Below are 22,835 nucleotides of genomic sequence, written 5' to 3' on the forward strand. Positions count from 1 at the left end.
GACGGCAACGTCCGCTCTTTTTCTTTTCCGGAGACGCCATGCCCAAGCTCGTCAATGCCGTCGGCGGCGAACGCCGCTGGTGGGCCGTGATGCCTACCCTGCCCGCCCCCGCCATGGGAGGTATTGGCCAGCAAATGGAACAGGCGGGTTTCGAAGGCTGCTTTTCCCTGCAAATCTACGGCCCGCCCTTCGTACCGATGGCCGCCACGGCCGCGCTGACCAGCAGCCTGAAAGTGGGCACGGGCGTCGCCATCGCCGGAACGCGCAGTCCGGTCGAAACCGCCTATGCGGCGATGGACGTCGATCGCATTTCCAATGGCCGCTTCGTGCTGGGGCTGGGATCCAGCATCAAGAGCTGCGTCACGGGCATGTATGGCGAGCCGGAACGCAAGCTGCTGTCTCACCTGCGCGAAAGCGTCAAGGTGATCCGCTATGTCATCGCCAACGCCCATAAGGGGCTCGATCCGATCAAGGGGGAATATTTCTCCACCGATTTCGAGGAGATGATGCTGACCGCGCCGCCGGTGCGGGAGGAGATTCCGATCTGGATCGCCGCGCTACAGGACAAGATGACCGCGCTGGCGCTGGAGGTCGGCGACGGCCTGATGGTCCATGCCCTCTGGTCGGCCGCCTATACCAGGAGCCGCCTGCCCTTCATCACCGACAATTTGGCCAAATATGGCCGCAAGCGCGAGGATATCGAAATCAACGCCTGGCCGTGGATCGCGGTCAATGACGACAAGCAGAAGGCGATCGACGACAGCCGCGCCACCGTCGCGGCCTATTCCGGCTACAAGGAATATGAGCCCTTCTTCGAGGCGATCGGCTTTGGCGATCAGGCGCGCGCCTGCCAGCTCAGCCTGGGCGAACATGGCGACATCGGCAAGGTCATCGGTAATGTCTCCGACGAGATGGTCGAAGCCTTCGTGACCTGCGGGCCAGTGGACGAAGTGCTCGAAAAGATCGAACCCTTCTGGGACGTGGTGGACTCGCTCTGTCCGATGACGCCCTATCGGGACCTGACCATGGAGCAACTGACCGACTATAATGCGGGCCTGTTCAAACTGGTGGCGACCGCCCGGGCGCGCGCGGGGATGGTTGCCGAACCGGCATAGCAGCCACGGTCCTCTCAAGCGTTGAAACGGCGGAAGCCGGGATCGGGGATTATCCCTGATCCCGGCTTCCGCTGTTTCGCCCCACCCAAAAAGGATCAGGCCGGCACCAGTGCCTCGGCCATGGCTTTGCCCGCGATGAAGCCGGTCACCATGGCCGGGCCGACATTGCAGCCATGGGCCGGCGATTTGCCGCGCCAGATGGAATTGGCGTCGAGCCCTGCTGCAAACAGTCCCTCCACAGGCGCGCCGTCGGTGCCGATCACGCGGCACTGCGCGTCGATCTTGAGGCCGACCGTCGTCGACCCGTCGCCCGGATAGATTTTGATGGCGTAGAAGGGCGCCGTCTCCACCCGGCCCAAACATGGATTGGGCTTATGCTTGGGATCGCCGATCTCGATGTCGATCTGCGTGTCGCCCTTGCCGAAATCGGGATCCTTGCCGGTCTCGGCATAGCGGTTCATCTTCGCGACCGTCGCCATCAGGCCATCGGCGTCCACCCCGATCTTGCCGGCCAGTTCGCGCAGGCTGGGCGCTTCCGTGACATAGCCCGCCGCGATCAGTTTCTTGAGGCCGCCACCGCCGGGATAGACCATGCCCATGCCATATTTCTTGATGAAGGCGGCGTCGCCGATGATGTGGGCGGGCACGGTGCCGCTCTTGTGCATGGCCTCGACGAAATGGACGGACGCCTCGTTTCCGAACCGCTCGCCCCTGGCATCGACCGCGATGCAGCCGGGCTTCGACATGTCGATCAGATGGGCATAGCGCGCGACATAGCCGTCCGGCCGCGTCATCTTCGACACCACGGCCCACACGGCGTTGACCAGGTTTTCGCCGTCCAACGACGCGCCAGCCTCCAGCCCCATATTCATCCCGTCGCCGGTATTTTCATAGGGCAGGATCGAGACATGCTCCTCGGCATAAGGGATATAGGCCTTGCGCAGTTGCTCGCTGGCGGAAAAGCCGCCCGACGCCAACAGGACGCCCAGCTTGGCCGGAATATCCTCACCATTGACGCGCACGCCGGTCACGCGGCCGGCCTTCACCAGCAGCCGATCGACGGCGGCGTCCTTGCGCAGCGTGACGCCGGCATCGATCGCCGAGCGGATCAGCCGCGCCGCGAGCGCATTACCCATGGTCAGCCGTGTGCCGCGCGGATAGCGACGAACCTTGTCCAGGCCGAACTTCGCGGCCAGCTTTCCGAAATGGAACAGCGACTTTGGCGAGGGCATGTCGGCCAGATAGGGGAGATCGAACAGATCGATCATGAAGCCGCCGGGCGCGTTGAACTCCTCGCGCGCGGGACGGAGCTCGGCGAAATGATCGCCCAGCTTCTTGCCATCATATTCCTGCGGCGACAGCAATCGGCCATGATCGGCTGCGCCGACGATTTCCGGATACCAGTCGCTGCTGGGCGGCGAGAGCAGGAAATGCACCTGGCTGTTCTGGTCCAGCCATTCCACCATTTCCGGACCGGCGTCGAGATAGGCATCGATCAGCGCGGGGTCGGCCGTCGGTCCGATCACGTCCAGCACATATTGCCGCGCCACGGCGCGGCTGTCCTCAACACCGGCGGCTATGGCCTGCGGGCTGCCGGGGATCCAGATGCCGCCGCCCGAAACCGATGTCGTGCCGCCGAAATGTTCGGCCTTTTCCAGCACCAGGACCGACAGCCCGGCAGACGCGGCCCTGATCGCCGCCGTCATGCCCGCAGCACCCGATCCTACCACCACAACATCATATTGGGCCATCACGTCCTCCCGATCCTTCTTTCGATATCCATGGGGGAAAATCGCAGCCGCCCGCGCCTTTCCCCCGGCAGGTTTCAGATTTTAGGCATGATTTCCTCGGCCACCCACTGGAGCCGATCGAGATATTCGGTCAGCCCGGATATGCCCGGCGGCAGCGGAACGATGGTTTCATTGACCCCCAGTTCCTTCAGCCAACCCACCTGATCAATGACCTTTTGCGCGTCCCGCGTTCCAGGCGCGCGCGGGTCGTCCATGATCTCATGATGCGCGCCGACATTGAGCATTTCCAGCGCAAAGAACAGGTCGATCGGCCGTCCGTCATATTCCGGTTGTGAACGGATGAAGTCGAGGCATTCGGGAAATTTCTCCGGCGGCGTGCGGAAGGGCGACCAGCCGTCGCCAAATTTCGCCACGCGCCTGAGCACCGGTTCGGCGTCTCCCCCGAGCCAGATCGGCAAGCGCGGTTGCTGCACAGGCTTGGGCGCGAAACCGACATTCCTGAACTGAACGAATTCACCCTCGAATTCAGGCTTTTCCGACGTCCATAATTCGATGATCGCAGCGATATATTCGTCGGCCATGCGTCCGCGCTGGTGAAAGTCGACATTCAGCATGTCGAACTCTTCCTTCAGCCAGCCGACGCCGAACAGGGCCGTGGCCCGCCCCCCGCTCAGCCAGTCGAGCGTCGACCAGGCCTTGGCCTGGACGATCGGGCTCTGTAGCGGCAGGATCGACACCGAGGAGCTTAATTTCATCGTCTTGGTGCGGCCGGCCAGGAAGGAGAGGGCAACCGTGCCATGGACATAATGGTCGCCCGACAGGCCAATATGCTCCTGCGGAATGATGAAATGTTCGCCCAACATGCACTTGTTGAAGCCAAGCTGATCGGCCGTCGCCATCGCCTGTCCGATGTCGTCCCCGGTCAGGCTATATTCCCAGGCTTGCGTCATCGCCGCAACATGCATGCTGTTGGGCACGCCCACGTTCAGTTTCATCGACCGATCCTCCCTGATTTTCAGATTGGCGGGCAGAATGGCCGGGATCGTTTCGACCACACCTTTCCTTGGGAAGGAAAGCGCAGGTCAAGATTTCAGTCTTGCCTTGCCGAGATATATCCTGAAGTTCAGCCAAATCGGCGGGCGTATCGACATCGAAGCCAAGGCTGGCCCGTTCCACGATCGCGGCTGCCGGACGCTGCTGCCTGTGGGACATCAGACTATCCTGCCCGAAAGCGAAGCGGAAGGGGTCGGCATCCCGGATTGCCACCGCATTTGTACCGCGTCCGTGCCGATCCGGCGCGAAGGCACAGCCGCAGTCGTTTGCGGCCGCCAGCAAGACCTGGACATCTTCCACCGTGAGATGCGGCAAATCGGCATGGATCACGAGCAAGGGGCGGTTGCCCAATTGTGCGCGCGCGCCCTCCAACTCTGGATTGAGGCCCCCACCGCTGTCGGGCAACCAATGCGACGGCCATTCAGGCACGACCGTCGGCGCAAGACAATATAGGGAATTGATCGCATCCACTTTGGACAGACAGGTCATGACCCGTGCGGCCATCGCCGACGCCAGCGCCATGCGCTCGGCTGGTTCCAGCGCGTCCCGAAGCCGCGATTTACTTTCCACTCCCTGTTTTAAAGGGACGAGAGCAGCCCAGTCCGTCACGGACGAAGGGCGATCGCGAGATCGAGCGCCGCCTGCGCCACGCGTATCTTGTCATCCAGGGTCGTCATCAGGGTCGCGCAACGCCCAACGACGATGTCCGGCGCCTCGCAACGGTCTCCGCTATCGATCAGGATGCCGTCGATCAGCCCGGCATAATGCCGGGCGATGCTGTCATTATCGACCGCCATGCGCAATTCCTGCATCAGCTTGGCGGTCGGGCCCTTGACCGCCGTGCCGCCGACGAGCGGAGACACGGCGATGACGGGCGCCTTGGTCCGTTCGATCGCCGAGCCTATGCCGGGCACGGCCAGCAACGGATCGACACTGAGAAATGGATTGGATGGGGCGATCAACACCGCGTCGGCCGACTGGATCGCCTCGATGACGGCGGGGGCCGGGACGGCATGCGTCGCGCCTTCGAACATGATGTGTCGCACGGCCGGCGCGCAACGCTGTTCGACGAAATAGCGTTGAAATTCCAGCCGGCCCTGATCCGTATCCAATATCGTGGCTACCGTCTGGTCGCTCATGGGCAGTATCCGGGTGGCGATGCCCCACTGGTCGGCAAAACGCGCCGTGATCTGCGACAGACTTCGCCCCTGCGCCAGCGCATGGGTCCGCGCCACATGAAGCGCCAGGTCGCCGTCGCCGAGTTGAAACCAGTCCTCCCCGCCCAATTCGCGAAGGGCCGCCATGAAGCTCCAGCTTTCGCCTTCCCGCCCCCACCCCTGCGCGCCATTCGCCTTGCCGGACAGCGTATAGAGCAGGGTGTCGATGTCGGGCGATATATGCAGCCCCAGATGCCGGAAGTCATCCCCGGTATTGACGATCGCCGTCAACCCATCGCCCGCCATAATGCGCGACAGACCCAGAACCAGCTTCGCGCCGCCCACGCCGCCGGTCAGAACAACGACGCGCTTCATGCGAACAGATCTTCATGAACGGGACGCACCAGATCGGCGGCGGGACGTTCCGGGCCGGTCAGCAGGCAGCCCCGCACCAGGGCCGCCGGTATGCCTTCCGCGCCTTCCCCGGTGGCGAGGCAGGCGGCCGTCGCGACGATATCGGCCAGGGCGACCTGGGTGACTTCCAGCGTCCGCCCGTCGCGATCCAGTTCGCCCCTGCGATCCAGCAACGCCGGCAATCCGGCAGCGCCGATAGCGACCGCCACCACGCCCATCCGCCAGGGTCGGCCAAAACTGTCCGAGATGACGACGGGCAGGCCCAGTCGGGCGTGCAGGTGCGATGCCGTTCCATCGGGATCGACCGGCAGGAGCAAGGCGCGATCGCCCTCCCCCGCCCCGATGTTGGACCGATCAATCCCGGCATTGGCCATGACATGGCCCAGCCGGTGCCGCGCGATCAGGACGTGGGGCACAGCGCGCAGGATGGCGCTCGATTCATCCAGCACCAGTTGCACCAGCCGCGCATCCTTGCGCGTGATATCGGCCAGGCGCCGCGCCTCTTCCCCCGGCTCCACATCAGCCAGCGACACGAAACGCCCCTCGGCCTTGGACACGATCTTTTGCGTCACGACCAGAAGGTCGCCGGCGCGGGGTTCAATGCCGCACCGATCAAGCGCCACATGCAGAATGTCCGCCAGATCATCGCCCGGTCTGACCTCCCCAATTCCGGTCAACGGTACGATCTCGATCATCGAATACACCTCAAGCCTCGGGCGGGATCAAATCTCCTGTGATACGAATGCCCGCGCCGTCAACCTTATAGGTCTTGTTCATGAAAATGAGGATCGACGTGAGCGCTTCGGCGGCCGCCGAGTTGACCAGCGCGCCGCCGTGAAGCCCCCGCAATCCCATGGCATCGGCCAGCGCCACGATGCGACCGCGCGCATCCTTGTCGTCGCCGAAGACCAGCACGTCGCAGCCGACATCGATGTCCTTGGCCAGTTTATGCGCGGCGACATTGTGGAACGCGGACACGAGCGTCACGCCTTCTCCCAGAACCGCCTGCGCCTTTTGGGCGGCGGAGCCTTCATCGGGCAATTGGACCCGCATCACCTTGGGCGGAACGAGGGGAACGGTCGTATCCACGACCAACTTGCCAACGACATGCGGCGCGATGTCGCGAAGCGTCGCCTCCTGAGCGGCAAAGGGCACCGTCACGATGATGATGTCCGCATTCGCGACGACATCCACATTGGCGCCAGCCCGCAGGCCATGCCCCAATTCCGCGGCGGCTTTTTCCGCACTTTCGGCGTTGCGCGATCCGATCGTCACGGAATAGCCGGCACGCGCCAGGCGCCAGGCGATCGCAGCGCCCAGATTACCGGTGCCGCCGACGACGGCAATGGCGGGAAGAGTCATATATTGTCCTTCAATGGAGCTGGCGAACGATGTTGCAGATCGTTCACGATGGTTCAGCCAAGACGGCGCGACGCGGTCGCACCGGTTCGTAAAGCGTGGTGCGTTGGCGCACAGGTCGCCCGACGGATGCCGCCAGGGCCTGCATTTCCCTGGGGCCGAATTCCTGCCCGTTGACGCCACCAGCGGCCCGGGTAATCGATTCATCCATCAGCGTGCCACCCATATCGTTGGCGCCCGCATTCAGGATCGCCGCGGCCCCCTCCGGCCCCATCTTTACCCAGGATACCTGAATATTCGGGATCACCGGATGCAGCACGATGCGCGCGATCGCATGCATCAGCACCGCTTCGCGATAGCTGGGGCCCGATCGCGCCAGCCCCTTTCGCCAGATCGGCGATTCCATATGCACGAAGGGCAGCGGCACGAATTCGGTGAAGCCGCCCGTCTCCTCCTGCAATCCGCGAATCCGGAGCAGATGGCGCGCCCAATGCTTATATTCTTCGACATGGCCGAACATGATCGTGGCCGTGCTGCGCAGGCCCACCCCGTGCGCCACGCGCATCACCTCGATCCATTCGTCCGCCGTCACCTTGTCCGGGCAGATGATATCGCGAACTTCAGGGTCCAGTATCTCCGCCGCCGTACCGGGCAAGGTGGAGAGCCCCGCCTCCTTCAGTCGCGCCAGATAATCCTCCAGCGGCAGGCCGAGCGTGCGGGCGCCATGCGTCACCTCCAGCGGCGAGAAGGCATGGATATGGATATCCGGCGCAGCCTCACGCACCGTCTTGAGGACATTGAGATAGGTATGCCCGTCATAGTCGGGATGGATCCCGCCCTGAAGGCAGACTTCGGTCGCGCCGCGATCCCAGGCCTCGGCGGCGCGGCGTCCGACCTCTTCCATGTCGAGCCTGTAGGCAGGCCCGCGCATGGCCTTGGTGCTGCCCTTGGAAAAGGCGCAGAAGCCGCATTTATAGAGGCAGATATTGGTATAGTTGATATTGCGGTTGACCGCATAGGTCAGCGTGTCGCCCACGGCCTGCCGCCGCAACCGGTCGGCCCGGTCGACGATGGCGGCACAATCTTCCTGCTCGGCATCGAACAGGGTGACGATATCCGCTTCGCTTAGCCGTTCGCCCTGCTCCGCCGCAGCGAGGATGGACCGGATCAATCGGGAGGCCGAAACGGGCTCCACCGCCATGATGTCGGGCGCTGGATCGCCATGCCCTGCGGACCAGTCGTCGACCTTGGGCAATCCCCGCCCGTCAATGGCGCGCAGGATCTGGGTGGCGATGGCCGGCGCCGCCCAATCCCGCGCGGCAAGGGCATAGCGCGGGCCGATGGCGAGCCGCTGCATCAACAGGCGACCTGCGGACCGGGTGGCGTCCTCCAATATCTCCAGATGCGGCCAGGGCGCCTCCGGGTTCACATGGTCGGGCGTCACGGGCGACACCCCGCCCCAGTCATTGACGCCGGCCCGGATCAGCGGCGCCAGATCGACGCGATCGTGTAGATTGGGCGGCGCCTGGATCGTCATCTCGGGCCCCAGTATGATCCGCGCGGCGGCGATGGCCCAGAGATGATCGTTGAGCGACGGTTCGGCATGATCCGCCATGCGCGTTCCCGGCTTTGCCCGGAAATTCTGGATGATGACTTCCTGCACATGGCCGTAGCGGCGATGCAGATCGCGAATGGCGACCAGCGCCTCCACCTGATCCTCGCGAGTTTCGCCGATGCCTATCAGCAGGCCGGTCGTGAACGGCACGCGCGCCCGTCCGGCTTCCTCGATGGCGGCCAATCGCAGGGCCGGCTGCTTGTCGGGCGAGCCGAAATGCGGGCCGCCCCGCGCGCACAGGCGATCCGAGCTGCTTTCCAGCATGATGCCCATGGAAGCGGCATGCGGCCGCAACTGCGCATAATCCTCGCCGTTCATCAGACCGGGATTGAGATGCGGCAGCAAGCCCGTCTCACGAAACACCAGTTCCGCCATTTCGGCCAGATAGGACAAGGTCGAGTCATGCCCAAGCCCCGCGAGAGCCTCGCGCGCAGCGGCATAGCGGGCCTCGGGTCGATCGCCGAGGGTGAAAAGGGCTTCCCGGCAACCGGCCGCCGCGCCCGCACGGGCGATGGCCAGCACCTCATCCCGACTGAGATAGGCGTCACCCGCGCGGGCCGGCGTGGTGGCGAAGGTGCAATAGTGGCACACGTCACGGCATAATTTGGTGAGGGGAATGAAGACCTTGCGGGAATAGGTCAGGCGACGGCCATGCGCCGCCACCGTCATCGCCTCCGCCGCCGCCATCATGTCGCCCAGCGACCGGGATCGCAGCACCGCCGCGATGCCCGCTGCTTCTTCTTCGCTCAGATGCAGTAGATCCAGTGTCACATCATACTCCGCGCTCGGGCAAGCCCGCTAATGGTTTCTAGCGGCGCAGCATGCCCGGGCAAGGCCGCGATGAAGGTGGAGACACCCATCGCCTTCACGCGCCGCAGCATGTCGACGGCCGCATCGACAGGCCCCGCCAGCGTATCGAAGTCCGCCAGGAACTCGGTCAGACCCAATTCCTCCATCAGGGCCACATTCCTGCCGCCCACAACCACATGCTCGGTCGGATCATAGCGCGCGTGCAATGCATCGATCTTGCCGCGAAACTGCGTCGGGACACGCGCCAGGGTTTCAGGTGTGCGGAAGGCCATGCCGTTGACGACGATGAACGCCTTGAGATCGTCGATAGCCTCGGCCCGTGTGGGACGGATCGAGGCGAAGGAAACGACCCAGATATCGATCGACAGGGGATCGCGCCCCGCCGCCTGCGCCGCGGCCCGGACGGTATCGATCCGGTCCTTCAGCGCGTCGAGATGGCGTTCGCCCGCGAACAATATGACGCCGTCGGCCTGCTCGCCCGCCAGCGCCAGCGCCTTGGGACCGAAGGCGGAATAATAGATGGGAATCGGGCGGGCGAAACGGAGCGGCTTGACAGCCACGCCGTTCCACGCCGTCGGCCTTCCGGCGAACAAATCCCTGAGCGCCGCCAATTCCGCCCGAATTTCCCTTTGCGTCGCGGGAGGACGCCCGATCGCGAGGACCGTGCTGCCGCCCGTGGCCAGACCCAGCGCCACGCGCCCGCCGGAAAGATCGTCGATCGTGCTGAGGGCGGAGGCCGTCACCAAAGGATGCCGCATGAAAGGCGAGGTAACCAGCGGCGCCAACGTGACATTGGGCGCCTCGATCGCGGCGAGCGTGAGGGAAACATAGAGGTCGCGCCAGCCCGCCGGCGAATCACCGACGGTGACGAGATCGAAGCCAAGGTCGGAAGCCAGTTTCACTTCTTCGCGAAAGCTATCGAGGCTGGAACCCCACATGCTGCAAATGCCGAATTTCATCGTGCACCTAGGCTCCCCCATTTCAATAATTGCCTGCATAGAAGAAGATGGAGCGCCGCCACCCTGTCGATATGCAGGTAAAGGGGAGGTTGTCGTCCTCCCCCTCATGCGCCTTAAAAACTGTAGCGCCCCTTGATGCCCCAGGTTCGCTGTTCGCCCCGATATGCGGAACTGATCGGGAAAGACAGGAGCAGGACGCTGGCCGCAGAATAATATTTCTCGTTGAAAGCATTCTTCAGGAAGACGGACAGGTCGAGACCGGTGCCCCCGACGCCCTTCCAGCTAAGTTGAGCATTGACGAGATTGTAGCCCGGCAGCTTCTCTCCATTCTGGCCACCGAAATCGGCCGTCGTGAACAGGTCGGAATCGAAAACGACGTCCCCATCGGCCGGTTTGAACGGCAGCGTCCAGCTGATGGCGAAAGTGCCCGAGAAGGTCGGCGAGAATTTGTTGATATTCTCCGGCGAGAAAACGATCCCGGTCGGCAGGTTGGCTGGCAGCGTCACCTTGTCGATCTTCACCTTCGTGAAGGCGCCGTTGAAAGACGCAGTTAAGTTGCGCGACGGGCTGACACTCGCTTCGAACTCAATGCCGGTAATCGTCTGATCGGAGATGTTCGCGCCGAAAGCGGTGTTCGACGGCGTATCGGGTGCGCCGTTTGGCACGACCCCGGTCACGTTCAGAAACTGTAGCGCATTCTTATATTTGGCATAATAGGCCGACAGGTTCAAATGGCCTCGCGCGCCGCCTGCCTCGAAATTGATTTTCGAACCCACCTCGACGTCGGTGATGGTTTCCTTGCCAGTCTTCTGGAACGGCCGCAGGTCAGGACAGATACCGCCGCCGAAGATGCAACTGGGATCGGTGCCGCCAGTTGTGAACTTCGATTCAAAGAAGGGCGTATTCACGTTCGCACCGCGATAGCCGCGGCGGGAGACCACATAGAGCAGCCAGTCAGGCTTCACCTTGTAATCAAGGCCGACGGTCCAGCTCGGCGCCTTGCCGCTGTTACTGACCGTGCCGACGCCATCGATCAGGCCGAGAGCCGCCACGTCACGGCATTCTTCGTCCGTGACATAAGAGGTGCCAATGGCCCCGCCGCAGGCGCTGACCTTGTCCCAGCTATACCGGATACCGGCGTTCAGCGTAAGCGTGTCTGTGATCTTGTACCCGATCTGACCGAACAGCGCCTTATTCCTGTTGGTCACATGGGCAGTGATCGGCGAGGCCGGGATGCCGCCTACCGAGAAGGCCGTGAACTGCGATCCAGCCGCACCATAGCTGTTATCCTTGTTGTAATAGGCGCCGACGATGAAGTTCAGGTCGCCAAAGTCGCCAAGCACCTGGAACTCGTTGCTCAAATATTCGCGCCGTCCCAATTGCGATGCATAGAAGAGCGTGAAAGGCACGTTGACGCCGGGCGCGACGGGGAGCGTCAGCGGACTAACCGCTCCGGTATTGATCAACTGATTGCTGTAATTCCTGCGATAGCCGATGATATTGCGGACGGTGATATCCCCGAAAGTCAAGGACGTGTTATTGATGATCGACTGCGCCTTGCGGTCGGCATAGCCACCGTTGATCCCGCCGTCGAATGAACCATATTCGTTGTTGCGTTGCGTTTGCAGATTTGCCTGAACCTGCGCATCAAGCGCGGCGCCCAGTTCCGGGCCGAAAAATACGCCGAAAGGGAAATTCTGGCGAATGAGATTAAGGCCGCCAGCCAGTTCGTTCGCCTTGCTATATTCATAGATGGTCAGGCTCTTGATCCAGTCAGTCGGTTCCAGCAGCAGGCTGGCGCGGAAACTGTCCTGATGGATATCATCAAAGCCGGGACCACTGTCGAGCGCCGGGATACGCGGATCCTGACGGCGTATCTGGCCGGCGACCCGCAAGGCGACTTTGCCGTCCACGATGGGCACATTGATGGCGCCTTCCAGCTCGCGATGATCGAACCGGCCGTATATTCCCTGGATATAGCCGCTAAAATCGTAGGTCGGTTCCTGCGTGTTGATCAAGACGGCGCCGCCAAGCGTGTTCTTTCCGAACAAGGTGCCCTGCGGCCCCTTCAATACCTGGATGCCGGCCACGTCGTAGGCAGGAATATTCGATCCGACCGCAGGCAACGCCACGTTGTTGACATACATGACGACGCCGGGCGTACCCTCGCCAAGTGGCAGGTTACCGATGCCACGCAGCGTCAGGGCCATCGTATCCTTGCCGCCCTCGGAGGCGAAGGTGAAACCTGGCGTAATGGTCTTCAGGTCGGTGGCTGTCTGGACATTGCTTCGCTCCAGCCCCGCAGCAGAGAAGGCGGTGACCGACACCGGGACATCCTGCAGCCGCTCTTCGCGGCGGCGGGCGGTAACGACGATATCGCTGGTGGGATAGCTTTGCTCGGCTTGCGGCGTTTCGGCGACGTTGGTCTGGCCCCACAGGGGCGTTGCGACAGTGGCGGCCGTCGAAAGCAGCACAACCTTAACTATGTAGGACTTCATCGCTCTATCCTCTCTGTAGACAAGCCTGCTATTCGTCGCAGGTCGAAACATGCCGTCAGCAAAAGAGGGTTGGGGTACCGTTATAACCTATCGATCGGCAGGGTCAGACGATCATATCGCGCTAAGATTTCGATCGTGGCAATTGTGCCGCACCCATCATGTGATGCGTAGCGGGCAGCGACGAAAGTGATGGAATCCTGTGTCAGGACCAGTCTGCGATCAAATCGCCAACTTCAATCCTTCTCGGCTCGGCAAAGCTCCCTTCTGTAGCCGACAGCCGTGGCGCAGGCGCGGGCTGGACCACGCCATTCCGTGTCACGAAAGTACCCCGGACTTGATTATGCGCGTGCTCCGGCGCCTCCGCCATGGAAAGTACCGGTGACACGCAAGCGTCGGTCTCCGCAAATTTTTCAGCCCACTCGTCGCGCGTTCGCCTGGCGAAGGCGGTAGCGAAATCAGCCTGCATCACGGGCCAGCCTTCACGGTCGTTCTGGTCATAGCGCCGATCGGAAAGACCCAGTCCGTCCACCATCTGGGCAAAGAATTTGGGTTCCAGACACCCCACCGCAACATGCCGCCCATCGGCGCATTCGTAACAGCGGTAGAAGGGCGCCGCGCCGTCCAGCAGATTGGAGCCCGGCGCATCTTCCCACAAACCCTTGGGCTGCCATGCGTAGAAAAGGCTCATCAACGACGCGACGCCGTCGGTGATGCAGGCGTCGACAACCTGCCCCCGGCCCGTCCGTTGCGCCGCCAGCAGCGCACTCAACAGGCCGAAGATCAGGAACATGGCGCCGCCGCCATAATCGCCCACCAGATTGAGCGGCACCGGAGGCGTTCCCTGCCGCTCTCCCATCGCGTGGAGCGCGCCGGTGATCGACAGATAGTTGATGTCATGGCCCGCCCGCAGAGCCAGCGGCCCGGACTGGCCCCAGCCCGTCATCCGACCGAACACGAACCGTGGATTGTGCGCAAGGCAGACATCGGGACCGACGCCGAGGCGTTCCATGACGCCGGGCCTGTATCCCTCGATGAGCCCGTCCGCCCGCTCGACCAGTGCGAGCAGATGTTCGCGATCGGCGTCCTGCTTGAGATCGAGATAGGTCACCGCCCGGCTGCGGTGCAGGATGTCACCACCGACATCGTCCCAATCCCCCGCCGTAGCCGATGGCGGCCGGGCGATCCGGACGATCTCTGCACCCATATCCGCCAGCAGCATCGCCGCGAGCGGCACGGGGCCGATCGCGTCGATCTCCAGCAGGCGAATACCGGCCAGCGGCCCGCTTTTTTCCATCATCAGATGTTCGTCCGGTCCGCGCCCTTGAGGTCCAGCATGGCGCGCGCCTCGTCCGGCGTGGCGATTTCAAGCCCCATGCCCTCAACGATCTGCCGCGCGGTCTTCACCTGCTCCGCATTGGTCTCGGCCAGCCGCCCCGGACCGCCCCACAGCGAATCTTCCAGACCGATGCGGACGTTGCCGCCCATCGACGCCGCCATGGCGACGATGCTCATCTGGCGCGCGCCCGCTCCCAGCACGGACCATTCATATTGGTCGCCGAACAGCCGGTCGGCCGTCCGCTTCATATGCATGATATCGTCGGGATGACTGCCGATGCCGCCCAATATGCCGAAGCATGTCTGGATGAACAGCGGCGCCTTTACGAGGCCGCGATCGAGAAAATATTTCAGATTGTAGAGATGGCTGGTGTCATAGCATTCGAATTCGAAACGCGTGCCCAGCGGCGACAAGGTGGTCAGCAGATGTTCGATGTCGGCATAGGTGTTCTTGAACACCAGATCGCGCGAAGCTTCGAGCGCCGCCGGCTCCCAGTCATGCTTGAACGTCTTGAACCGGTCCAGCATCGGAAACAGGCCAAAGCCCATCGTCCCCATATTGAGGCTGGCTACTTCGGGCGCGAAAGTCTGGGCGGGACGGATGCGTTCCTGCACCGTCATGGAGGGGTGCCCGCCGGTGGTCAGGTTCAGCACGGCGTCGGTACGCTGCTTGATGACCTTGAGGAAGGGTTCGAACAGGTCGGGATTCTGGTCCGGCCGCCCATCGACGGGATTGCGCGCATGCAGATGGATGATGGCGGCACCCGCCTCCGCCGCGCCGACCGCCGATTCCGCAATCTCTTCCGCCGTCACGGGCAGATAGGGCGACATGGAGGGCGTGTGGATTGCGCCTGTAATCGCGCAGCTGATGATGACCTTGCGTTTTGCCATAATATTTCCTTTCGCGCAGATTGCGCCGGTCGCAGGTTGCGCGAACGGCGCAATCTATCCTTCGATAGGAAGCGGCGCGCGCTTCAGGGCAAAATGCCGAGCTGCCGCGCCCGCAGAACCGCCTGCGGCCGACGGCGCACGCCCAGCTTGTCGTATATTTGCTGCATATACCATTTGACCGTGCCTTCGGTCAGGCCGAGGCGATCGCCAATTTCCCGGTTGCGCAGGCCTCCGCTCACCATCGTCAAAATATCGACTTCCCGGTTGGCGAGGCGCCCGGTCAGGCCGAAATCATCCTCCTCTTCTTCCTCCGCTTCGATCTGCGGCCCCCGCCGCAACATCGACACAAGGCGGACGGCGAAGCGATCGGCCGGCGTTTCCAGTTCCGGTCCCTGCGAATAGGCTTCGAGGATCAGAGACGCGATGACTTGTCCCTCATCGACGAAGACCCGCACCCAGCCGGCCGGTTCGGCCATCTCCACGGCAGCGCGAACGGCCCTGCGCGCCTCGGACCGGTTGCCCTGAAGCACCGCGATTTCCGCCAGCAGTAATTCGAAGATCACGGCGGACCGGACCGCTCCGGCGCGCTTGACGAATTCCAGCCACCGATAGGCGACCTTGCGCGCACGGCCCAGCCGATGGCGCTGCATTTCGATCCTGAGCCAGGCGATCGCGATATTCTCATTGCGCCGCGTCGGGTGCAGGGTGGGAATGGGTTCGCCGTCCAGTTGCGGATCGCCCGCCAGGAAATGCTGCTCGGCCTCGTCGATCTGCCCCGCCTTGATCAAAAGCCGCACCTCTTCGGCCACGATGAAGGAGCGCAGGCGATCAAGCCCACATTCGATCGCCACGAGATGCGCATCGTTAAGCGTAGAAAGCGCGCTGGGCAGATCGCCCCTTGCCGCCCGCAGGCGCGCGCTGACCAGATAGCCCGACGCCATCTGATCGGAAAAGCCCCATTGCCGCACGACTGGCAGATATTGTTCCGCCAGCTCCGCCGCCTGTTCAAGATCGCCCGCATCATAGAGCAGTTCGGCCAGCGGCAGCGCGGGAAGCGCGGCCAGACCGGAACCCGCGCCATGGATTTCAACGGCTAACGCGAAGGCCTCTTCCAGAAAACGTTGCGCCAAGGGAATCTTGCCCTGCGCCATCATGGTCGGCGCGACCGATGCCTTCAGGGCGATGGATGCGAAGGCCGAACCGGGACGCGACAGAGCGCGGCTCGTTTCCGCCTCCAGCTTGAGCATGTCCTGAAAATGATACAGCTCGCGCCGCGCCGACATGAGCTGCGCCAACAAGGTGCAGCTAAGATAGGCATGACTGTCGGCCAATTCGGCAAGCAGCGGCTCCGAATCGGCCTCGACCCTGATCATGTCGTCGCGCGCCGCCGCCAGCATGACGAAGCGATGGCGGATCAGCAGGTCCAGTTGCTCGATTTCATGCGCGGGCAGGGACTGCGCCTCCCGCTTCGCGTCACAGGCTTGCCGCGCGGCGGAAATCAGTCTGTCGGCCGATGAAAAGGCCAGTTGGCGGATGCGCCTCCAGGCCAGCGCCAGGAGCAGATTGGGCCGTTCGGCCAGGATCGGCCAGGGCAGTTCCGCGCCCAGTTCGTCGATGCGATAGAGATAGCCCGAATAGGTCAGTCCTTCAGCCAGACGATCCAACTGGTCGGCGAGGAACGCCTTTTCCCCGCTCAGCCGCGCATGTTCGATCGCCAGGGCAAGCTGGCCGGTTTCGGCAAAATATTCGCTCGCCCGCCGATGCATGACGGCAGCGCGGTCGGGCGCCCGATCGATCAGCCGGCCCAGCACCATCTCACGAAACAGCCGATGATAGGCATAACGACTATGTTCCTGGTCAATCGCGTTCAGAAACAGGCCTTCGCGAAAGACATGGTCCAGCATCGCGCGGGCATTCTCGTCGCCGGTTACCGCCGCGCAGGCCGAGGGCGTCAGTTCATCGAGGATCGACGTGTCGACAAGGAAGCGGCGAACATCGTCCGGTTGCAAACTCACCACTTCGTCATGGAAATATTCGGCAAATTCGGGGCGCAGGCCAGTCAGCCGAAGCTTGACCGCGCTGTCGCTGGTGCGGCGATAGAGATCGCATGCAATGACGATACCGGAAACCCAGCCTTGGGTATCGCCCACAATGTCCTGAAGGTCGCGCGAATCCACCGGCGTTCCGATGGACCGCGTGACCAGTTCCGTCGCTTCCGCCAAGGTGAAGGACAGATCCGCGACGCCCACTTCGACCAGAAATCCGAGCGCCCGCATACGCGCCAGCGACAGGCCGACCGTACCGCGCGCAGCGATGATGATGGTCAATGCGTCGCGCGCGCTCGAGGATAATTGGGCCAGAAATTCCAGGATCGGCTTCGCCAGAAACTGCGCGTCATCCACAATGATGACCGGCCTTACGCTGCCCATCGTCGCGAGGACGGACAGCCAGTTGGCGTCGGACGCGTCGCTGTCCAGTGCATCCCACGCCATGCCGGCCGCAATACCGGCCGCCTTGAGCGCCTGGAGAAAGGACCGTTTGCTTTCTATGCCCGCCCTGGCCGCGAGCCAGATGACGGGACGCCCCTGCGACCTGAGTTCGTCCGCCCAGAACAGCATCGCGGTCGTTTTCCCGCTGCCAGCCGGGGCCGACACCGCGGTCATGCGCGACTGCGCCACCCTCTCCGTCAACGCCACCAACGCAGCGCGGCGGATAGGCCTATGAGTCGAACGGGGCGGCAAGATAGCTGTAGGCACGACAGTCATGCTGTTCTCTCCTGACGCGCGCTTGGCGCGATTCGTTTTGTTATGCGAAATATATTCTGCGCGATGAATCTATAACGCAATCCCTTTTTCCTATCGGCAGATAGGTTCCCAGTGAGGCAGAAAATTGTCCAGCTTCCAAGCGAACAAGCCAAGGTCGCTCTGCAACCAGCGTTGCCATACAGACTGCGGCACAGAGCAGGATATTAGGAAAGGTTGACCATGAAGGCCCTTTATCTCGAACGGATCGACGGCCCTGACTCCGTGGTGGTGACGGATGTCGACACCCCGGTTCCTGGTCCGGGAGAGGTGCGCGTCGCGCTGCGGGCGGCATCGATCAACCATCGCGAACTGTTCATCACGCAGGGCCAATATCCCGGCATGACTGTGCCGATCACGCTGGGCTGCGACGGCGCGGGCGTTGTCGACATGATCGGCGAGGGCGTGACCGGCGTCAGCGAGGGGGACGAGGTCGTCCTCTATCCCGCGCGCAACTGGGGTCCCAACCGCCATGCGCCGGCCGCCGATTTCGGCCTGCTCGGCATGCCCTTTGCCGGCACGATCGCCGAATATATCTGCGTGCCGGTCGACAATCTGGCGCCCAAGCCGGCCTTCATGAGTTTCGAGGAAGCCGGCGCCATGCCGCTGACGGCGCTGACCTCCTGGCGCGCGCTGATGTTCAAGGGGCGGCTGGAAGCGGGCGAGACGCTGCTCATCAGTGGCGTGGGTGGCGGCGTGGCGACATTCGGCCTGGCCTTCGCCGTGGCCAAGGGCGCCAATGTCTATGTCACCGGCGAAAGTCAGGACGTGATTGATCGGGCCATTGCGATGGGGGCCAAGGGCGGCCTGCTCTACACCGATCCCGACTGGCGCAAGCAGGTCGGCAAGCTGACCGGCGGCATCGACGTCGTGCTGGACGGCGCGCCCTCGCCCAGCTTCGCCAACTATGTCCGCGCCATCAATCCGGGCGCGCGCATCGTCATCTATGGGTCTACCGCCGGCAATGAGATCAAGTTCAACGCCACCGACATCTTCCTGAAGAGCGCGAGTATCGTCGGCAGCCAGGTCGGCGATCCGCAGGACTTCAAGGAAATGCTCGCCTTTGCCGGACAACATGAAATCAAGCCGGTGATCGAGGCGACCTATCCGCTTGCCCAGGCGAAGGAAGCGCTGCTGCATCTGCGCGACCAGCATAAATTCGGCAAAGTCGTGGTGACGATGTGAGCGATCTGTTCAGCCTGGCCGGCAAGAAAGCGCTGGTCACCGGCGGCGCGCAAGGCCTGGGCCGCATGATCGCCGAAGGTCTGCTGCGGGCCGGGGCGACGGTCGCGATCACATCGCGCAGGGCCGACATTTGCGAAGAAGCCGCCCGCGACATGGCGGCGCTGGGATCATGCATCCCGCTCCCCGCCGACCTGTCCACGCCCGAGGCGGCGGTGGACCTCGTCGCCCGGTATCGCGATGCGGTCGGCGAATGCCATATATTGGTCAACAATGCGGGCAAGACCTGGGGCGGACCGATCGACAGCTTCCCCGACAAGGCCTGGCCCGGCGTGATGGCGGTGAATGTCCAGACGCCGTTCACCATGGTCCGCGAACTGCTGCCCGAACTCGGCGCGGCCGGAACGCCGGGCGATCCGGCCCGGGTCATCAACATCGGTTCGGTCGCGGGGATGAAGACGGCCCGGCTCAGCGCCTACAGCTATGCCGCGAGCAAGGCCGCGGTCCATATGATGACGCGCGATCTGGCCGGCGATCTCGCCGAACGGAACATTACCGTCAACGCGGTCATTCCCGGCTTCTTCCCGACCAAGATGACGGCGCATATGCGGGACGAGGATCAGGTCGATCCTGCCCTGCTGGCGCATATTCCGCTCAAACGGCTGGGGTCGCCGGACGATATCGCCGGCATCGTCATTTTCCTGTGCTCGCGCGCCGGAGCCTATGTCACCGGCGCGGAAATCCCGGTCGACGGCGGGGTCGTCGGCTGCGGCTGAGGGAGGGGGCCGCCATGGCGAGAAACGGCAATTTCGTTTTCGTCGGCGGCACGGACGGCATTGGTCGCGCCGCGGCGCTGAACGTGGCGCGGCACGGCTCATCCATCCTCCTCGTCGCGCGAAACGAGGATCGCGGCGCGGCTGCGGTCGATGCAATGCTGGATGCGGGCGCGCGGGACGCCGCCTTTCTCAAGGCCGACCTCTCGACGATCGCGGGGGCAGCCGCCGCCGCGCAGGGCATCAACCTCTGGCGCTCCACGATCGATGGTCTGATGCATAGCGCGATGAGCGCATTTTCGGGCAAGACCATGACAACCGACGGGTTGGAGTTCGCGTTCGCGCTCCAATATCTCGCGCGCGCTATCATCAATCGCTTATGCGCCGATGCGCTGGCCGCATCGGGTGACGGGCGCATCGTTCATATCGCTGGCGCCGTCCCCTATCGGATGGCGGCGCCCGATCTTGACGATCTGCAGTTCGAGCGGCGCAAATGGCGCTTCTTCAAAGCGATCCTGACCACCCATGTCCAGGGCTTCCTGTTCCTGGACGAGGCATCTCGGCGCTGGGCGGACCGACAGATCGGACTCTATGCGACCGGCGTGGCATCCACTCGGACAAGAGCGATGCTTGACCCCGCCATGCCACTCATCATGCGGATCATGGGTCGGCTGGGCACCACGGCCGAGAAATCAGCCGTCAATGCCACACGGCTGCTGCTCGACGAAGCACGTCCGGCCATGCAAGCCGCCATCTTCAAAAATCCCAAGCGTTTCACACCGGCCCCCTTCGATCTGCCCGCGCAGGAGGGGGGACGATTGTGGGACATCACGACGGCCCTTGCACGCCGCAGAGGAGTAGTTTTGCCATGACGATCGACCTCGCCATGCTGGCGGATCGCCTCGCGATCGAGGAATGCATCTATCGGTACGCCCATCTGGTCGATTCGATGCAATTTCATCGCATCGCGGAGGAAGTGTTCACGGACGACGGATCGATCGACTTTGGCAGCGCGCGTTCCGTGGGGCGCGAGGCCATCCATGCCCAGTGCATGGGTTATCAGGGCGCTTTGATGGGCTGTTCGCACAATATCACCAACCTGGTGATAGAGGTGAACGGCGACGAAGCGCGCGCAGCCAGCCGCGTCATGGCCTGGCAGTGGTTCGATATCCCCGATGCCGATCCGCTGCGCCCCACCGACTTTCTCGCGGTGGGCGGTTATGAGGACAGGCTGCGACGCACGGCCGAGGGATGGCGGATATTTGAGCGGCGCGGGATCAATTTCGGTACGGGCATCGGCGCCGGATCCGTGCCCGATCCCATGCGTCCCATCGTTCAGGCCATGCAGGGCCGCACGCCTGGCTGGCCCGCCTGACCGAGGGCGGGCACCAGGGCCCGCCCATCCTGTCGTCAGAGTTTCCAGCCCCCGCCCGCGACGATCACCTCGCCGGTGATATAATCGGCTTCGGGCAGGCACAGCAGGAAGACGGCACCCGCCGCTTCTTCCGGCGTGCCGGCACGGCCCAGCGGAATGCCTTTTTCCATGGCTTCCAATATTTCGTCGCTGACGCCGGCCTTTATGTCCCGACCCTTGACGCTGATGGTCGAGCTGCCCGCCTCGCCTGCGGTCATGCGGGTCATGATGGCGCCGAAGGCCACGGCATTGACGGTGACATTATAGCGCCCCCATTCCTTCATCACCGTCTTGGTGAGACCGACGATTCCCGCCTTGCCCGCCGCATAGCCCGACTGACCGGCATTGCCGCCAAGACCCGCCACGGAAGATATATTGATGACCGTCCGGCGTGTGGCCCGGCCCTGTTCCGCGGCCTCCTTCTTCGCCGCGGCAGCGATCACCGGTTGCGCGGCGCGCAAGATGCGGAAAGGGGCGTTGAGATGCACATCGAGCATGGCCATCCACTGCTCGTCGCTCGTCTTCTGAAGCACAGAATCCCAGGCATAGCCCGCATTGTTCACGATGATGTCGATCGTGCCGAAATGCGCGACCGCCGCTCCCACGAATTTGTCGCCGAAATCGGCCTCCGTCACGTCGCCCACACACACCACGGCGCGAACGCCCAAGCTTTCGATTTCGTTCGCCGTCGCCTTTGCGACATCCTCGTCCAGGTCGTTCACCACGACATGGGCGCCGGCACTGGCCAGTTTCAGCGCGATAGCCTTCCCGATGCCCCGTCCAGAGCCAGACACCAGTGCGACCTTGCCATCCAATATCTTCACGTCAATGCGTCCCTTTCTTCCTTGAAACCACCGATGCGGGCCTCGCCGCCATCGATGACGATGCTGTTCCTGTCAGGCACGCTCGCCCGAAACGATATGGTGTCGCCCCGGCGCCAGATTTCCGTCCGAACCGTCTCGCCTGGCCAGACCGGCGCGGTAAAACGCACCCGCATGTCGGTCAACAAACCCGGATCGCCCTCACAGCACAGATGGATCAGCGCGCGCGCCGCCAGCCCCATAGTGGCGAGGCCATGCAATATCGGCCGGTCGAAACCTGCCGCCTGCGCCGTACCCTGGTCGACATGCAGGGGATTTCGATCGCCGGTCAGGCGATAGAGCATCGCCTGATTGGAGGCCGTCGGGAGATCGAGACATGCATCCGCCGGCGCCTCCGGCATTATGACCGGCGCCGGCCCGTCAAGATCACGCGGCCCGCCAAAACCGCCCGCGCCGCGCAAGACCCACACTTCCTCCATCTCGGCGATCGGACGGTCCGTCGGCGTGGTGATCACGCGTTTTGCCCGCACGAGCGCAGGCTTGCCTGCCCCCTTGTCCGCGAGACCGATAATCTCGATCCGGCCGTTGACCAACTGGCCCAGTTCGAGCGGACGGAACAGTTTCAGCGTCTGCTCGCCATGCAGGATGCGCGGCCAGTCCCAGCCCAGTTCCGGCGCCATCGGCCAGAAGCCGGGTGTCCCCAGGACCAGCGCCATGGTCGGCAACACGGCCTGATCGCGTTCGAAAATCAAATTCTGCTCATCTATGGCGCCCAAACCGGCGCCAACACCCAGGGCATAGAGGATCGCCCCGCGCGGATCGCAGACATCTTGCGCTTCCGGCACCCGAAAGCCGCGCAATCGTTTGACGTCAAGCATTCGACTCAT

General features: G+C 63.2%; 19 protein-coding genes. 5 read left to right on the forward strand and 14 right to left on the reverse strand.

Annotated elements, in window-relative coordinates; translation table 11 throughout:
* Nucleotides 1-38: 38 nt before the first annotated feature.
* Nucleotides 39-1,115, forward strand: a complete 1,077-nt coding sequence (locus tag ACFOKF_RS24420) for an LLM class flavin-dependent oxidoreductase (protein ID WP_380799167.1) — start codon at nucleotides 39-41, stop codon at nucleotides 1,113-1,115.
* A 95-nt stretch (nucleotides 1,116-1,210) separates the two neighbouring features.
* Here the strand turns inward: ACFOKF_RS24420 and ACFOKF_RS24425 are convergent, their stop codons facing one another.
* The 12 genes from ACFOKF_RS24425 to ACFOKF_RS24480 form a co-directional block, all read right to left on the reverse strand.
* Nucleotides 1,211-2,866, reverse strand: coding sequence for an FAD-dependent oxidoreductase (locus ACFOKF_RS24425; RefSeq protein ID WP_380799168.1), 1,656 nt, complete (start codon nucleotides 2,864-2,866; stop codon nucleotides 1,211-1,213).
* Between the two features lie 74 nt (nucleotides 2,867-2,940).
* On the reverse strand, nucleotides 2,941-3,861 hold the full coding sequence (locus ACFOKF_RS24430) for a TIGR03619 family F420-dependent LLM class oxidoreductase (protein WP_180275673.1): 921 nt from the start codon (nucleotides 3,859-3,861) through the stop codon (nucleotides 2,941-2,943).
* Nucleotides 3,794-4,528 carry a 2-phospho-L-lactate guanylyltransferase gene (gene cofC / locus ACFOKF_RS24435; RefSeq protein ID WP_380799169.1) on the reverse strand — a complete coding sequence of 245 codons (735 nt, stop codon included), beginning with the start codon at nucleotides 4,526-4,528 and terminating at the stop codon, nucleotides 3,794-3,796. Before cofC ends, ACFOKF_RS24430 begins: the two co-directional genes overlap by 68 nt.
* Complete coding sequence (gene cofD / locus ACFOKF_RS24440; RefSeq protein WP_380799170.1) at nucleotides 4,525-5,451, reverse strand: 2-phospho-L-lactate transferase; 927 nt, start codon at nucleotides 5,449-5,451, stop codon at nucleotides 4,525-4,527. Before cofD ends, cofC begins: the two co-directional genes overlap by 4 nt.
* Nucleotides 5,448-6,185, reverse strand: a complete 738-nt coding sequence (gene cofE, locus ACFOKF_RS24445; RefSeq protein ID WP_099232560.1) for a coenzyme F420-0:L-glutamate ligase — start codon at nucleotides 6,183-6,185, stop codon at nucleotides 5,448-5,450. The genes cofD and cofE overlap by 4 nt, the downstream gene beginning before the upstream one ends.
* A 10-nt stretch (nucleotides 6,186-6,195) precedes the next feature.
* Nucleotides 6,196-6,852, reverse strand: a complete 657-nt coding sequence (gene npdG / locus ACFOKF_RS24450; protein WP_099232525.1) for an NADPH-dependent F420 reductase — start codon at nucleotides 6,850-6,852, stop codon at nucleotides 6,196-6,198.
* 43 nt (nucleotides 6,853-6,895) lie between these two features.
* Nucleotides 6,896-9,235, reverse strand: coding sequence for a 5-amino-6-(D-ribitylamino)uracil--L-tyrosine 4-hydroxyphenyl transferase CofH (cofH, locus tag ACFOKF_RS24455; protein WP_380799173.1), 2,340 nt, complete (start codon nucleotides 9,233-9,235; stop codon nucleotides 6,896-6,898).
* Nucleotides 9,232-10,341, reverse strand: coding sequence for an LLM class flavin-dependent oxidoreductase (locus ACFOKF_RS24460; RefSeq protein ID WP_380799174.1), 1,110 nt, complete (start codon nucleotides 10,339-10,341; stop codon nucleotides 9,232-9,234). The genes cofH and ACFOKF_RS24460 overlap by 4 nt, the downstream gene beginning before the upstream one ends.
* A gap of 5 nt (nucleotides 10,342-10,346) precedes the next feature.
* On the reverse strand, nucleotides 10,347-12,731 hold the full coding sequence (locus ACFOKF_RS24465) for a TonB-dependent receptor (RefSeq protein WP_380799175.1): 2,385 nt from the start codon (nucleotides 12,729-12,731) through the stop codon (nucleotides 10,347-10,349).
* Between the two features lie 202 nt (nucleotides 12,732-12,933).
* Nucleotides 12,934-14,028: a CaiB/BaiF CoA transferase family protein gene (locus ACFOKF_RS24470; RefSeq protein ID WP_380799177.1), complete on the reverse strand. Its 1,095-nt coding sequence runs from the start codon at nucleotides 14,026-14,028 to the stop codon at nucleotides 12,934-12,936.
* Nucleotides 14,028-14,957, reverse strand: a complete 930-nt coding sequence (locus ACFOKF_RS24475) for a BKACE family enzyme (protein ID WP_099232530.1) — start codon at nucleotides 14,955-14,957, stop codon at nucleotides 14,028-14,030. Before ACFOKF_RS24475 ends, ACFOKF_RS24470 begins: the two co-directional genes overlap by 1 nt.
* 83 nt (nucleotides 14,958-15,040) lie before the next feature.
* Nucleotides 15,041-17,620 carry a LuxR C-terminal-related transcriptional regulator gene (locus ACFOKF_RS24480; protein ID WP_380799178.1) on the reverse strand — a complete coding sequence of 860 codons (2,580 nt, stop codon included), beginning with the start codon at nucleotides 17,618-17,620 and terminating at the stop codon, nucleotides 15,041-15,043.
* A gap of 321 nt (nucleotides 17,621-17,941) precedes the next feature.
* On the opposite strand from ACFOKF_RS24480, the gene ACFOKF_RS24485 reads away from it, so the two are divergent.
* From ACFOKF_RS24485 to ACFOKF_RS24500, 4 genes are read left to right on the forward strand one after another with little or no spacing between them, the layout of a single operon-like run.
* Nucleotides 17,942-18,943 (forward strand): quinone oxidoreductase family protein, encoded by a 1,002-nt coding sequence (locus tag ACFOKF_RS24485; RefSeq protein WP_099232531.1) that lies wholly within the window; start codon nucleotides 17,942-17,944, stop codon nucleotides 18,941-18,943.
* The gene (locus tag ACFOKF_RS24490) at nucleotides 18,940-19,716 is read left to right on the forward strand and encodes an SDR family oxidoreductase (RefSeq protein ID WP_380799179.1); all 777 of its coding nucleotides are present in this window, start codon (nucleotides 18,940-18,942) and stop codon (nucleotides 19,714-19,716) included. Before ACFOKF_RS24485 ends, ACFOKF_RS24490 begins: the two co-directional genes overlap by 4 nt.
* A gap of 14 nt (nucleotides 19,717-19,730) precedes the next feature.
* Nucleotides 19,731-20,585, forward strand: coding sequence for an SDR family NAD(P)-dependent oxidoreductase (locus tag ACFOKF_RS24495; protein ID WP_380799180.1), 855 nt, complete (start codon nucleotides 19,731-19,733; stop codon nucleotides 20,583-20,585).
* Nucleotides 20,582-21,088, forward strand: a complete 507-nt coding sequence (locus tag ACFOKF_RS24500; RefSeq protein ID WP_380799181.1) for a nuclear transport factor 2 family protein — start codon at nucleotides 20,582-20,584, stop codon at nucleotides 21,086-21,088. The genes ACFOKF_RS24495 and ACFOKF_RS24500 overlap by 4 nt, the downstream gene beginning before the upstream one ends.
* A 35-nt stretch (nucleotides 21,089-21,123) precedes the next feature.
* Here the strand turns inward: ACFOKF_RS24500 and ACFOKF_RS24505 are convergent, their stop codons facing one another.
* Together ACFOKF_RS24505 and ACFOKF_RS24510 are read right to left on the reverse strand one after the other, a co-directional pair.
* The gene (locus tag ACFOKF_RS24505; protein WP_099232535.1) at nucleotides 21,124-21,951 is read right to left on the reverse strand and encodes an SDR family NAD(P)-dependent oxidoreductase; all 828 of its coding nucleotides are present in this window, start codon (nucleotides 21,949-21,951) and stop codon (nucleotides 21,124-21,126) included.
* Nucleotides 21,948-22,826 carry a MaoC/PaaZ C-terminal domain-containing protein gene (locus ACFOKF_RS24510; protein WP_380799183.1) on the reverse strand — a complete coding sequence of 293 codons (879 nt, stop codon included), beginning with the start codon at nucleotides 22,824-22,826 and terminating at the stop codon, nucleotides 21,948-21,950. The genes ACFOKF_RS24505 and ACFOKF_RS24510 overlap by 4 nt, the downstream gene beginning before the upstream one ends.
* Nucleotides 22,827-22,835 lie beyond the last annotated feature (9 nt).

The organism is Sphingobium rhizovicinum (genome assembly GCF_042647625.1).
Taxonomy (GTDB): Bacteria; Pseudomonadota; Alphaproteobacteria; order Sphingomonadales; family Sphingomonadaceae; genus Sphingobium; species Sphingobium rhizovicinum.